The sequence below is a fragment of the Parabacteroides sp. AF18-52 genome (genome assembly GCF_003479145.1).
Taxonomy (GTDB): domain Bacteria; phylum Bacteroidota; class Bacteroidia; order Bacteroidales; family Tannerellaceae; genus Parabacteroides; species Parabacteroides faecis.
The window spans coordinates 598,445-613,124 of the sequence record NZ_QUGR01000002.1; the positions used below are offsets into that span (position 1 = coordinate 598,445).

The following is a 14,680-nucleotide window of genomic DNA, read 5'->3' on the forward strand; positions in this document are numbered from 1 at the left end:
ATCGTAACAATAAATTTGTATATTTGGAAATTGAAAACTGAATCATAGCTTATATGAATATGAAATACTACAATTTGCTGGCAATACTGATTCTCTCCGGAATGATAGCCTGCTCCGGTGAGAAAAAAGACAACAGCGCAGGAGAAGAAACTGTCGAAACGGTTTTACCGGACGAAACCAACGAGGTAACCGTGATGACATTAAAGGCTAGTGACTTCAACCACGAACTGATCAGTAACGGCAAATTGTCGGCACGCCGCCATGTAGACCTGCGGTTCGAATCGGCTGAACCGATTGCAGAGATCTATGTAAAGAACGGCGACCGGGTGAGTAAAGGGCAAAAGCTCGCCGAATTATCCACTTTCCGGCTGAAAAACAAAATGGCTACGGCTAAAGATGCATTGGAACGTGCCAAACTGGAACTGCAGGACGTACTGATCGGCCAGGGATACTCACTGGCAGACTCGGCAAAGGTTCCCCCTGCAACCATGCAACTTGTCCGGGTAAAGAGTGGTTACGACCAGGCACTGATTCAACATCAGCTCGCCGAATATGAAGAACGGAACGCTGTGCTGACGGCTCCTTTCGACGGCATTGTAGCCAACCTGTTTGCCAAACAATATAATACCGCTTCTACATCCGACGTATTCTGCACGATCATCGATCCGGGCAGTCTGGAGGCGGCGTTTACCGTTCTGGAAAATGAATTGCCTCTGATAAAGAACGGCGATCGGGTCGAAGTCACTCCTTTTGCCCTGAACGATACCAAAGCGGAAGGACGAATCACCGAAATAAATCCATTGGTGGATGAAAACGGTATGGTACAGGTGAAAGCAGCAGTTACGGACAAGGGTAAACTATTCGAAGGCATGAACGTGCGTGTCAGCATCCACCGCTCACTGGGTAAACAACTGGTCGTTCCGAAAGAATCGGTGGTGTTGCGTTCGGGAAAACAGGTGGTGTTCGTGCTGGACAGCACAAAGACAAAAGCATACTGGACTTATGTGCATACCGGCTTGGAAAATGCAGACAGTTATACGATCGCAGACGGCTTGAAAGAGGATGATATCGTTATTACAAGCGGTAATATTAACCTGGCACATGAGGCTCCGGTAACCATCATCGAGAAGTTGACAGTTGACAAGTGACAGTTGACAGTTAGCTTAACACAATAAATAGTCCCGATGAATAAACAAATATAAAACATAGAACACAAGCGACATCCACCGGTGTCTCCACCTGTCAACTGTCACTTGTCAACTGTCAACTATAAAAGTTATGGTTAAATTCTTACTACAACGTCCTATCGCGGTACTGATGGCTTTCACGGCCTGTTTTATCGTGGGGTTGGTGACTTACTTTACCATCCCGGTATCGTTGTTGCCGGATATTGCAATACCGGAGATCACCATACAGGTATCCGGACAGAATACATCGGCCCGCGAACTGGAAAATACGGTTGTCAAACCGATCCGGCAGCAACTGATGCAGGTGTCTGCCTTACGCGATATTCACAGCGAGACACGCGACGGTGCCGGTATCATCCGACTGAGTTTCGATTTCGGGACCAATACCGATCTGGCATTCATCGAAGTGAACGAAAAGATCGATGCTGCAATGAACTATCTGCCACGTGAAGTAGAACGTCCGCGGGTGATCAAGGCGAGCGCTACCGATATTCCTGTCTTTTGCCTGAACCTGACACTGAAAACGGGTGACAGCGAAGCTGCCTTCCTCGATCTTTGCCAGTTTGCCGAAACGGTGATCAAACGACGCATCGAACAATTGCCGGAGGTGGCGATGGTGGATATTACGGGAATGCTGAAACGGCAGTTACAGATCGTACCGGATATCAAGATGTTGGAAATGGCAGGTATTACATTGAACGACCTGGAATCGGCACTCAATTCGAACAATATCGAGCCGGGTAGCATGACCGTACGGGACGGATATTATGAATACAATATCAAATTCTCTACATTACTCCGCACACCGGAAGATGTGCAGAATATCTATATCCGCAAAAACGACCGTATTTTCCAGTTGAAGGAACTGGCAAAAATAGCCGTAGTACCGGAGATGGAGACAGGCGCCTCCATCTCGAACGGGAAACGGGCGGTCACACTGGCCGTTATCAAGCAGGCGGACGAGAATATAAATAATATGAAGGAGGCATTGCAGGAAGTGACGGAATATTTCGCAACGGTTTATCCGGATATCGATTTCAGCATCAGCCGCAACCAGACCGAATTGCTGGATTATACTATTTCCAACCTGAAACAGAACCTGTCGCTCGGTTTCATTTTTATCTGTATCGTGGCGATCCTGTTCCTCGGGGACATCAAGAGCCCGGCAGTAATCGGCCTGAGTATGATAGTCAGCCTTATCATCAGCTTCCTGTTCTTTTATATGTTCAAGATGTCGCTGAACATCATCTCCCTTTCCGGATTGATCCTGGCATTGGGTATGATGATCGACAGTTCGATCATTGTGACGGAAAATATTATGCAATACAGATCGAAAGGGTACACACTGGAAGAGGCTTGCTCCAAAGGGACTTCCGAAGTAATCACGCCGATGCTAAGTTCAACCTTGACGACCATTGCCGTATTTGTTCCGTTGGTATTTATGAGCGGTATTGCCGGAGCTATCTTCTACGACCAGGCGTTTGCCGTGACGGTCGGACTGATGGTTTCCTATTTTACGGGAATCATGTTACTTCCCGTTCTTTACAAATTAGTCTACAGCATTCCGGATATCAAGCACACGGGAATTAACCTGCGGATAAACAATCTGATCAAAGAACATACGCTGGATCGTTTTTATGATGCGGGAGTCGATTTCGTGTTCCGCCACAAAAAATCGAATATCGTGTTTATTCTGGTCACTCTTCCGTTATGTGTTCTGTTGTTCTACGAAGTACCTAAAAGCAGGATGCCGGAGATCGATCAGAACGAACTGATCGCCCATATCGAATGGAATGAAAACATCCATATCGACGAAAACCGGGAACGGGTGGATAAATTATTCGAACAAGTCACCGGGGAAGTACAGGAATATACTTCATACGTCGGACAGCAACAATTCCTGCTGAACCGCGACAGGGAGCTATCCGCATCGGAAGCCGAATTATATTTCAAGACAGAAAATGCTTCTGCCATAGTCCCTTTACAGGGAAAGGTCACCGAATGGCTGAACAAAAACTATCCGGAAGCGGTATTCTCTTTCTCACCTCCGATAACGGTGTTCGAAAAGTTGTTTGTGACAGGTGAGGCCGATATCGTAGCCGAATTTTATGCCCGTAACAAGGCAGAGGCTCCGGAAGCTCAGTCTTTACACAAGCTGGAATCGCAGATGAAAACATCCACCGGTATTGCTCCGGTCGGTGTCGCTTTCGATAACCAGTTGAATATATCCATCGACAGACAGAAGTTACTACTTTATAAAGTAGACTATAACGAGGTATACCGTTTATTGAAAACGGCTTTCAAAGAGAATGAAGTAGCTACCCTCCGCTCCTATCAGCAGTATCTTCCCATCGCTCTTGCCGGTGACGGGAAAACGGTGAATGACGTTCTACAACAAACGCTGGTACAGACGCAGGCAGACAAAAACGGAAAGACTCAGTATATCCCGTTGCAATCGCTGGTACGAGTGACACAAGGGGAAGACCTGAAGACGATCACCGCCGGAAAGAACGGCGAATATATCCCGTTCAGTTTCTACGATGTAAAGAAAGCGGAACCGTTGATGGAGGAAGTGAAAAAGCTGGGCGGACAGAAATGGGAAATCGATTTCTCCGGTAGTTTCTTCTCTAATCAACAGATGTTAAGCGAATTGGTGGTGATCTTACTGATATCTATCTTGTTGATGTATTTTATCTTGGCTGCACAGTTCGAAAGTTTCCTGCAACCATTGATCGTACTGATCGAGATCCCGATCGACGTAGCAGCTTCTTTGCTGGTGCTTTGGATCTGCGGACATACGATGAACCTGATGAGCGCCATCGGTATTGTGGTAACCTGCGGTATCATTATCAATGACTCTATCCTGAAACTGGATGCGATCAATGAGTTACGGAAGGAGGGCGTACCGTTGATGGAAGCGATTCATGAAGCCGGCCGTCGCCGTCTGCGTCCTATCATCATGACATCCCTGACAACCATATTCGGTATGGTGCCGTTGCTGTTTTCGTTCGATATGGGTAGCGAACTCCAAAAGCCGCTTTCCATCGCCATGATCTCGGCCATGTTCATCGGTACAGCCGTCAGTTTGTTCATCATCCCGTTGGTTTACTGGTTCATTTACCGGAAACATGATGTAAACGAAGTAATTACCGAAAAACAAACAGAAGTTTAACGAATTCTATATAATGCCGTTATGAAGATATGTAAGCTCTTATTATTGTTTCTATTACTCACATCGGGTTACCTGTGTGCCCAGCCACTCACGTTGTCGCTCGAACGGACAATTTCGCTGGCGGCGGATAGTTCGCTGGAGGCATTCAGGACAAAGAATATGTTTTTGGCAGGTTACTGGCAGTACAGGACTTTCAAGGCAGGGAGATTGCCGAGTCTGACACTGAACCTGACACCGGCGCAGTATTACCGGGATATTACAAAACGATATAATTATGATAAAAACACAGAAGAATATCGTACGCAACAATCATTCTACGCCAATGGGAACCTTCAGGTAAAACAGAACTTCGACCTTCTGGGTGGTACTTTTTATTTGGACTCGGAACTGGGATATATGCGAAATTTTGGTGAAAACACTTATAATCAATACACCACTGTCCCTATTCGGATTGGTTACAGCCAAAGTCTACTGGGTTACAATCCTTTCCGGTGGGAACGGAAGATCGAACCCCTCAAATACGAGAAGGCTAAAAAAGAAATGTTATACAATATCGAAAATATCAGTGAACAAGCTACCTCTTACTTTTTTGCTTTAGCTATGGCACAGGCAGAATATGATCTGGCAAAAGAGAATGTAGCTTCAACAGATACTCTATATCGGACAGGACAGGAGCGGCATAAGATCGCAGCTATCAACAAAGCCGAATTGCTGACACTGAAACTGGATGCCGTTAACGCGCGTAATACATTACAAAATGCAGATATAGCCTTGAAAAGAGCCATGTTCAGCCTGGCCTCATTCCTCAACTTCGATAAAAATACAGAAATACGGTTACGCCTTCCGGGACGTCCGAAAGATATGCAGATCTCCGTTGACGAAGCATTGACACTCGCCCGGGAGAACAACCCGAAATTTCTCGACATGAAACAGCAGATACTGGAAGCGGAACAGCAGGTGGACAAGACAAAAAAAGAAGCTATGTTCAATGCCTCTATCAATGCCAGCATTGGTTTTAACCAGGTAGCTGATAAAATGAAAGAAGCCTATCGTAATCCATTGCAACAGGATGTTGTATCCGTATCCGTTTCCATCCCCCTCGTAGACTGGGGCGTACGGAAGGGTAAGCACAATATCGCCAAAAACAACCTGAACGTGACACAAATATCCGCCCGCCAGGAGGAACTGAGCGTGGAGGAAGACGTGATCATGACAGTCGGCGATTTCAATATCCAGCAGAACCTGATCAGTAGCGCGGAAGAGGCGCTGGACCTGGCAGTTATGGCTTATGCTGAAACCAAGCAACGGTTTATGATCGGAAAGGCAGATATCAGCAGCCTGACTTTATCATTGAACCGCCAGCAGGAGGCACAGCGTAATTACATCTCCGCTTTGCAAAATTACTGGCTAAGCTATTTCAAAATACGTAAACTGACATTACATGATTTCGAAACAGGCATATCGCTTGCCCGGGAATTCGATTTCACGCACGGACTATAAGTAACAGACTCAATGAGTGCATCTCCTAAAATATCATCCTTTACGATCATCGTCACCTTTCTTTGTGTGGCGTTGACAGGACTGGCTTTCATTCCTCTCCTGCCGATCAAGTTGTCTCCCTCACGCACATTGCCCAGGCTGACTATCAGCTACAGCATGCCCGGTAACTCGGCTCGTGTGATCGAGATGGAAGTGACGTCGCGGCTGGAAGCGATGCTGGCACGTATCAAAGGGATCAAGGAGATCAACTCAACCTCCGGTAACGGTTTCGGGTATGTGACACTGGAACTGGATAAGCATACGAACATCGACGCCGCCCGCTTCGAGGCATCGACGATCGTCCGCCAGACATGGCCGAGCCTGCCCGACGGATTAAGTTATCCGATACTGGAAATGAGCCGACCGGATGACAAGGAATCAGGTCCTTTCATGACTTATACACTGAACGCGGCAGCCACACCTATCTTTATCCAGCGGTTCGCCGAAGATCAGATCAAGCCGCGTCTGGCCGGTATTTCCGGCATCTACCGAATCGACGTGCGGGGGGCTACGCCTATGGAATGGCGTCTGGAATACGACAGCCGGCAACTCGTTTCGCTCGGCATCACGACCACGGATATACAGACAGCCATCGGCCAGTACTATAATAAAGAGTTCCTGGGGACAGGAAATATGAATACGAATGAACAGGAGGAATGGATACGCCTTGCCCTGATACCGGATAATGTGCAGAACGGTTTCGACGCTTCCCACATCACCGTGACCAGTAAAGAGGGAAAACTGATCCGCCTGGACCAACTGCTGAAAGTGACCCGGCAGGAAGAAGCCCCCCAAAGTTATTACCGTATCAACGGGCTGAACTCGATCTATCTTTCTATCCGGGCAGAAGAAACGGCTAACCAGCTGGAACTTGCCAAGCAGGTAAAAAAGGAAATGGAACATATCCGCCAGTTATTACCGCAGGGATATGAGATACATACCAGCTACGATGCGACCGAATTCATCCAGAATGAATTGAATAAGATCTATATACGTACCGGACTTACTATCCTGATCCTGTTACTGTTCGTTCTGCTGATCACCCGGAATGTACGTTACCTGTTCCTGATCGTTGTCAGCCTGAGCGTGAATCTTTGTATTGCCGTTATTTTCTTTTATCTGGCAGGACTTGAAATGCAGCTTTACTCACTGGCCGGTGTCACGATCTCGTTAAGTCTGGTGATAGACAATACGATCGTAATGACCGACCATATACGTAACCGCCACAACCGGAAGGCTTTCCTTTCCATCCTGACGGCTACATTGACGACTATCGGTGCCCTTGTCATCATTTTCTTCCTCGATGAAAAGATACGGTTGAACCTGCAGGATTTTGCAGCCGTGGTGATCATCAACCTGGCGGTATCACTGGCAATCGCCCTGTTCTTTGTTCCTGCCCTGATCGAGAAGCTGGGATTAGGACAAAAGAAAAATGCAAAACGAAAAGCAGCTTTATCGGCTGAACCCAAAACAGTCCGTTTTGCCCGGATCAGAAAATGGGGAAACAGAGCGCTCAGACGATTCCCGGTCTATTTCAACCGGTATTACCGGGCACAGATCAGTTTCCTCTGCCGGTGGAAAAAGACGGCATGTGTTGTATTGGTTCTGGTTTTCGGATTACCTGTATTTCTCTTACCTGAGAAAATCGAGATGGACGATAAAGAAAAGACATATACGGCAACAGACTCATTACTCATAGAGAAATATAATAAAATCGTTTCCGGTGAAACTTATAAAGAGAAAGTGAAACCGGTCATCGACAAAGCGCTGGGAGGAACATTGCGTCTGTTCGTACAGAAAGTGTACGACGGCAGTTATTTTACCCGCAACGACGAAACAGTACTTTCCGTCACTGCATCAATGCCGAACGGTACCACGCTGGAACAGATGAACCAGTTGATGGGACGCATGGAAGCCTACCTGAGTACTTTCAAAGATATCCGTCAGTTCCAGACGAATATATACAGTGCACGACAAGCCGGAATACGTATCTATTTCACCAAAGCGGCGGAACGGAGCGGTTTCCCATATACGCTTAAAAGCAAGATAATCAGCAAGGCTTTGGAACTGGGAGGCGGTAGTTGGGGGGTATATGGCCTTCAGGATCAGGGATTCAATAATGACGTACGGGAGAGTGCCGGCTCCTTCCGTATCGAGATGTACGGATATAACTATGATGAATTGTACGAATGGGCAGAACAGTTGAAAGGACAGCTTCTCACCTTCCGGCGCATTAAAGAAGTACTTATCAATTCAGAGTTTTCCTGGTGGAAAGACGATTACCAGGAGTTCTATTTCAATCTGAACAAGGCACGGATGGCACAGGAGAATATTCTGCCAATCGAACTATTCGCCTCTATTAATCCGGTGTTCGGTAAAGATATTTACAGCGGCACGATCGTTGTCGATAATGAAACGGAGAAATTGAAACTCAGTTCACGCCAAGCCACAGACTATGACGTCTGGAGCATGCAGTATGTTCCCCAAAGCATCAAGGGTAAACCTTATAAACTGTCAGAGCTGGCTACCGTCGAGAAAGGACAGATGCCGCAAAAAGTAGCCAAAGTGAACCAACAATATCGCCTGTGCCTTCAATATGAGTATATCGGTGCTTCCAACCAGGGAAACAAAATACGGGACCGTGTACTGAAAGAGTTCAATGCTTCACTTCCGATGGGCTATACCGCCAAAGCGGATAGTTATTACTGGAGCTGGAATACAAAAGATAATAAACAATACCTGCTGTTGTTGTTGATCATTATCATCATTTTCTTTACTACCAGTATCCTGTTCAACTCACTGAAACAGCCGTTGGCGGTTATCTTCGTAATCCCGATATCTTATATCGGCGTGTTCCTGACGTTCTACTGGTTCAAATTGAATTTCGACCAGGGAGGATTTGCCTCGTTCGTCTTGTTATGCGGTATTACGGTAAACGCCAGTATCTACATACTGAACGAATTCAACCAGTTGCGCGAAGCCAAACCGAAAATGCCTCTCTGGCGATTATACCTGAAAGCATGGAATGCCAAAATAACACCGATCTTCCTTACTGTAATCTCTACTATACTGGGATTCATTCCGTTCATGCTAGGTCCGGATAAAGAAGCGTTCTGGTTCCCACTGGCTGCCGGTACGATCGGAGGACTGACCATGTCTATCCTGGGTATCTTTATATACCTGCCTATTTTCACGTTAAAGAAATGATCATCTTGTAAAGAATTAACCACTAATAACTGTTTTTCTTTCCTAATTTTGTGATAATCTTGGACGATTTGTTAATTATCCAAACCCTTCTTATGTCTTAAATGTTTTATGCAGGAGCTGATGAGTAATAAAAAAGAGGACGTCAGAGCTTGATGCATTTTAATTAACATCTTCTAAAATTTTACAGAAGTGGAGTCCGATATCACCCTAAAATAAATTAAAGATGAAAGTTTTATTTAAGTATCTACGACTATTATCCCTCTCTACGAGCGGAGCGTTACTTTTGTGCATCGTGTTTGCGGCCAATCCTGAAATCGCTGAAGGAACCATCACCGGAAAAATATTCTGGTTTCATTTCTCTATTTTATTACTAGCATTCAGTGTTTTATTTATGGAAGCCACAGTGAAAAAAAGCAACTTTACTTTTTCATTACCCGATGGGCTTTTATTACTGTTTATTGTACTTATCCTGTTCACCTATGACCGTGAACTTGACCCTCAACCCGAAAGACTCCTTTTTGCCGGTCAAATAGGCACTCTATGGTTTATGTTACGGGCCGTTCTACAAACTCATTCCGAACTAAGGCTTTTTTTTATGTCTATACTTATATGTACAGGCATATTTGAAGCGATCTGGGGAATGGGACATTTATACGGCTCTCCTTCTACGGCTCATCCGCTTCTCAGGGCGGACGGACTTCTTTTCAACCCGACTCCTTTCTCCGGATATCTGGCGATCATTTTACCTGTTTGCCTGAACCTGGCTCTACGATTCCGCAATTGTGACAAGATGGCCTGGTGGGAGGCCAGAACCATGGTTTTCTATCTGGCGGTCTTTGCCATAGCGATTATTATGATAGCCCTTCCGGGGGGAATGAGCCGACCGGCATGGCTGGCAGCCGGAGCTTCCTGCTGCTGGGTTTTCTTCCTTAGAAAATCGGGATGGGAATTATTGAAAAAGAGAGTGATCAGGCATAATAAGAGCGTGATCTTCAGCTGTGTCATCCTGTTTCTGATCATTTCATTACTCCCTACTCTGGGTGGAATCTTTCATCCCGACCAATCCGCCAACCGGATGCTGATGTGGAACGTAACCACCAAGGCGATCCTGAACCAACCCGTTACAGGGACTGGCATGGGAGGCTTCCCGGCATTATTTGCCCAGACACAAGCTGATTATTTTGCATCGGGAAAAGCATCGGATACAGAACTCGCAGCAGCCGGCTGTCCCAAATTCGCCTATAACGACTATCTACAGATGGGGCTTGAATTCGGAGTCGCCGGGTTGCTTCTTTTTGCCCTGTGGATAGGGTTCTGCCTTTATTACGGATTAAAGAACAAACAAGTCGGGGCTACCGGTGCGATCCTTGCTTTATCGCTCTTCTCCATGTATTCTTATCCGTTACAATTACCGTCGTTCTGGATATTACTCATCTTTTTCTCGGCGATGTGCGTCACACGACCGGAGAGCATACAAAAGTCTTCACCGAAAAACTGTCCACATATCGGAGCTTTTGCCGCATTAGTCGCCTGTATCCTGTTCTTCGGACAGCGAAGTTACTATGAACCATACAAAGAGTGGAAAACTTTACGGACACTGGGACAAAAAGACGAACAAAAAATAGCCGCACAAGGATATATATGTCTCTATCCACATCTTTCGCATAAGATAGAATTCCTGCATGAAGGGGCCAGGTGTTTTCTGCAGTGCAGACAATATTCGGATGCCATCGTTTGGAGCCGCCGGGCAATCCGGTTGAGTGCCAATCCTGAATTCTATTATATCCTGGCAGAAAGCCACCAGCAACTCGGCCTGTACAAACAGGCGGAGAAGTATCTGTTGCAATGCCTGCATATCCTCCCGGAACAAATCGAGACTTATTACAGATTGACTAAGTTGTATGCAGAAACCAATTACTATCATCCGGAGAAATTACGGCTGGCGGCCCACTCCGTATTGACGAAAAAACCGGTAGTGAACAGTAAAACAACCATACAAATGAAAGAGGAAGTCTATCAGCTTCTTCGGGAGCAGTCATTTTAAAGCCACGATTCCCTTCATTTTTATTGCACATTAAAATTATAACCCCTATCTTTGCCGAAATTTTGTGAGGAAGAGTTTCATGACAAATAAGGTACAAAAGTGTAATCCGATGTTTATCTCCGGTTCAACGCCGGACATTGAAGCTCATTTCTTTAATTTACGGGATTATAATTTGTTTATATAGGATGCGTTGGTTATTTTTACTAACGCATTTTTTTTGTGTCCCGAAACGGCGATTATTAAAGGTATAATATTCTATAAAATCAAATTAATAAACAAAACAACCCAATTACTATGTCGAAGATTGGAATCAAAAAGGTGATTGTTCTGGGCTCGGGTGCCCTGAAGATCGGACAGGCCGGCGAGTTTGACTACTCCGGTTCACAAGCATTAAAGGCACTGAAAGAAGAAGGTATCAGTACCGTATTGCTGAATCCGAACATTGCAACTATTCAAACATCGGAAGGGGTAGCAGACAAGGTTTATTTCCTGCCTATCACACCGTATTTTGTTGAAGAAGTGATCAAAAAAGAACAACCGGACGGAATCCTGCTGGCTTTTGGTGGCCAGACTGCCCTGAACTGCGGAACTCAGTTATACACCAGCGGCACACTTGCCAAATATGGCGTAAAGGTACTGGGTACTTCTGTTGAAGCGATCATGTACACAGAAGACCGCGACCTGTTTGTAAAGAAATTAAATGAAATCGACGTAAAAACTCCGGTAAGCCAGGCTGTGGAAACGATGGACGATGCAGTAAAAGCTGCCTACAAGATCGGTTTCCCGGTAATGATCCGTTCCGCTTATGCGCTGGGCGGTATGGGTAGCGGTATCTGCAAAGACGAAGCAGAACTGCGTACTCTGGCAGAAAGTGCTTTCGCTTACTCTACACAGATCCTGGTGGAAGAATCGCTGAAAGGCTGGAAAGAAATTGAATTCGAGGTAATCCGCGATAAAAACGATCATTGCTTCACCGTTGTAAGCATGGAAAATGTAGACCCGCTGGGCGTACATACCGGTGAAAGTATCGTGGTTGCTCCTACCTGTTCATTGACAGACAAAGAACTGGACCTGCTGAAAGAATTGTCGACCAAGACAATCCGCCACCTGGGTATCGTAGGCGAATGTAACATCCAATATGCATTCAATTCTGATACTTGCGATTACCGCGTGATCGAAGTAAATGCCCGTCTGAGCCGTTCTTCCGCACTGGCATCCAAAGCTAGCGGTTATCCTCTGGCTTTTGTGGCAGCCAAACTGGCACTGGGTTACAGCCTGGATGAAATCGGTGAAATGGGAACTCCGAACTCAGCCTATAAAGCTCCGGAAGTTGACTATATGATCGTGAAGATCCCGCGTTGGGACTTGACTAAATTTGTCGGTGTAAGCCGCCTGATCGGTTCAAGCATGAAATCTGTCGGCGAGATCATGTCGATCGGTAAGAGCTTCGAAGAGATCATGCAGAAAGGTCTGCGTATGATCGGACAGGGTATGCACGGTTTCGTTGGAAACAACGACGTGGAATTCGACAACCTGGACGATGCATTGGCTAACCCGACCGACCTGCGTATCTTCGCTGTCGCAAAAGCTCTGGAAGAAGGCTATACGGTAGAACGCATCCACGAACTGTCAAAGATCACTCCGTGGTTCCTCGAAAAACTGAAGAATATCGTAGACTATACGAAAGTATTATCTCAATATAATAAGATCGAAGATCTGCCCGAAGATGTTCTGAAAGAAGCAAAACGTTTAGGTTTCTCTGACTTCCAGATCGCCCGCTATGTGGAAGAGCCGAAAGGCAATATGGAGAAAGAAAATATCCGTGTACGTAACCTGCGTAAGAAAATGGGTATCCTGCCGAGCGTAAAACGTATCAACACGATCGCTTCCGAACATCCGGAACTGACTAACTACTTGTATATGACATACGACGGTAGCGAACATGATATCCCTTACTACAAGAACGACAAGAGCGTAGTGATCCTGGGATCGGGTGCTTACCGCATCGGTTCTTCCGTAGAGTTCGACTGGTGTTCGGTAAATGCAGCACAGACTGCACGTAAACTGGGTTACAAGTCGATCATGATCAACTACAACCCGGAAACGGTTTCTACCGACTACGATATGTGCGACCGTCTGTACTTCGACGAACTTTCTTTCGAACGTGTACTCGATGTGATGGACCTGGAAATGCCGAAGGGTGTGATCGTATCCGTAGGTGGCCAGATCCCGAACAACCTGGCAATGAAACTGTATCGCCAGAATGTTCCGGTACTGGGTACTTCTCCGCTGTCGATCGACCGTGCTGAAAACCGCCATAAATTCTCAGCCATGCTCGATACACTGAATATCGACCAGCCGGCATGGGCAGAATTGACGAGTATGGAAGAGATCGACGGTTTCATCGAAAAGGTAGGATTCCCTATCCTGATCCGTCCTTCCTATGTACTTTCCGGTGCTGCCATGAATGTTTGTCACAACAAAGAACAGATGATCGAATTCCTGGATCTGGCTGCAAAAGTATCCAAAGAATACCCGGTTGTCGTATCCGAGTTCCTGCAGGGAGCAAAAGAAATCGAGTTTGACGCAGTAGCCATGAACGGTGAAGTGGTAGAATATGCAATCTCCGAACATATCGAGTTTGCCGGAGTTCACTCCGGTGACGCTACACTGGTATTCCCGGCTCAGAAAATTTACTTCGAAACGGCACGCCGTATCAAGAAGGTCAGCAAGATGATTGCTAAAGAGCTGAACATCAGCGGACCGTTCAATATCCAGTTCCTGGCAAAGAACAACGACGTGAAAGTTATCGAATGTAACCTGCGTGCTTCACGTAGCTTCCCGTTCGTTTCAAAAGTGCTGAAACGCAACTTCATCGAAACGGCAACACGCATCATGCTGGATGCTCCTTATACAAAACCGGATAAGAGTGCTTTCGACATCGACTGGATCGGTGTAAAAGCGTCTCAGTTCTCATTCGCCCGTCTGCACAAAGCTGACCCTGTACTGGGTGTGGATATGAGCTCTACCGGTGAAGTAGGTTGTATCGGCGACGATTTCAACGAAGCTTTGCTTTCTGCCATGATCGCTGTAGGTAATAATATTCCGAAAAAGAATGTCCTGGTTTCTTCAGGTGCAGCCAAAAGCAAAGTCGATTTGCTGGAGCCCTGCCGTTTACTGAATGACAAGGGTTATAAGATCTACGGTACAGCCGGAACCGCTAAATTCCTGAATGAAAACGGAATTGAAGCTACAGCCGTATGCTGGCCGGATGAACAGGGCGACCTGAATATCATGGATATGTTCAGCAACCATGTATTCGAACTGGTTGTCAACATCCCGAAAGATCATAGCAAACGCGAGCTGACCAACGGTTACAAGATCCGCCGTGCAGCGATCGATCATAATATCCCATTGATCACCAACGCTCGTCTGGCTAGTGCATTTATCGAAGCATTCTGCACAATGGATGTAAAAGATATCCAGATCAAAGACTGGCAGGATTACAAATAAGCAAATATTTTATTATAT

General features: G+C 46.1%; 6 protein-coding genes. All 6 read left to right on the forward strand.

Annotation, left to right across the window (positions count from 1 at the left end):
• The first annotated feature begins 59 nt into the window (after window positions 1-59).
• A complete protein-coding gene (locus tag DWX23_RS05960) occupies window positions 60-1,148 on the forward strand; it encodes an efflux RND transporter periplasmic adaptor subunit (protein ID WP_122354401.1) in 1,089 nt (362 codons plus the stop codon).
• A 130-nt stretch (window positions 1,149-1,278) separates the two neighbouring features.
• Window positions 1,279-4,359 carry an efflux RND transporter permease subunit gene (locus DWX23_RS05965; protein WP_122373790.1) on the forward strand — a complete coding sequence of 1,027 codons (3,081 nt, stop codon included), beginning with the start codon at window positions 1,279-1,281 and terminating at the stop codon, window positions 4,357-4,359.
• 21 nt (window positions 4,360-4,380) lie between these two features.
• Window positions 4,381-5,859: a TolC family protein gene (locus tag DWX23_RS05970; RefSeq protein WP_122354296.1), complete on the forward strand. Its 1,479-nt coding sequence runs from the start codon at window positions 4,381-4,383 to the stop codon at window positions 5,857-5,859.
• Between the two features lie 12 nt (window positions 5,860-5,871).
• A complete protein-coding gene (locus tag DWX23_RS05975) occupies window positions 5,872-9,105 on the forward strand; it encodes an efflux RND transporter permease subunit (RefSeq protein WP_122373791.1) in 3,234 nt (1,077 codons plus the stop codon).
• 223 nt (window positions 9,106-9,328) lie between these two features.
• Complete coding sequence (locus DWX23_RS05980) at window positions 9,329-11,149, forward strand: O-antigen ligase family protein (RefSeq protein ID WP_122373792.1); 1,821 nt, start codon at window positions 9,329-9,331, stop codon at window positions 11,147-11,149.
• 294 nt (window positions 11,150-11,443) lie between these two features.
• Window positions 11,444-14,662 carry a carbamoyl-phosphate synthase (glutamine-hydrolyzing) large subunit gene (carB, locus tag DWX23_RS05985; RefSeq protein WP_122373793.1) on the forward strand — a complete coding sequence of 1,073 codons (3,219 nt, stop codon included), beginning with the start codon at window positions 11,444-11,446 and terminating at the stop codon, window positions 14,660-14,662.
• Window positions 14,663-14,680: the final 18 nt, after the last annotated feature.

Coding starts and splice junctions, on each gene's coding strand:
- DWX23_RS05965 (WP_122373790.1), top strand. CDS start 1,279: ATGGTTAAATTCTTACTACAACGTCCTATCGCGGTACTGATGGCTTTC.
- carB (WP_122373793.1), top strand. CDS start 11,444: ATGTCGAAGATTGGAATCAAAAAGGTGATTGTTCTGGGCTCGGGTGCC.
- DWX23_RS05960 (WP_122354401.1), top strand. CDS start 60: ATGAAATACTACAATTTGCTGGCAATACTGATTCTCTCCGGAATGATA.
- DWX23_RS05980 (WP_122373792.1), top strand. CDS start 9,329: ATGAAAGTTTTATTTAAGTATCTACGACTATTATCCCTCTCTACGAGC.
- DWX23_RS05970 (WP_122354296.1), top strand. CDS start 4,381: ATGAAGATATGTAAGCTCTTATTATTGTTTCTATTACTCACATCGGGT.
- DWX23_RS05975 (WP_122373791.1), top strand. CDS start 5,872: ATGAGTGCATCTCCTAAAATATCATCCTTTACGATCATCGTCACCTTT.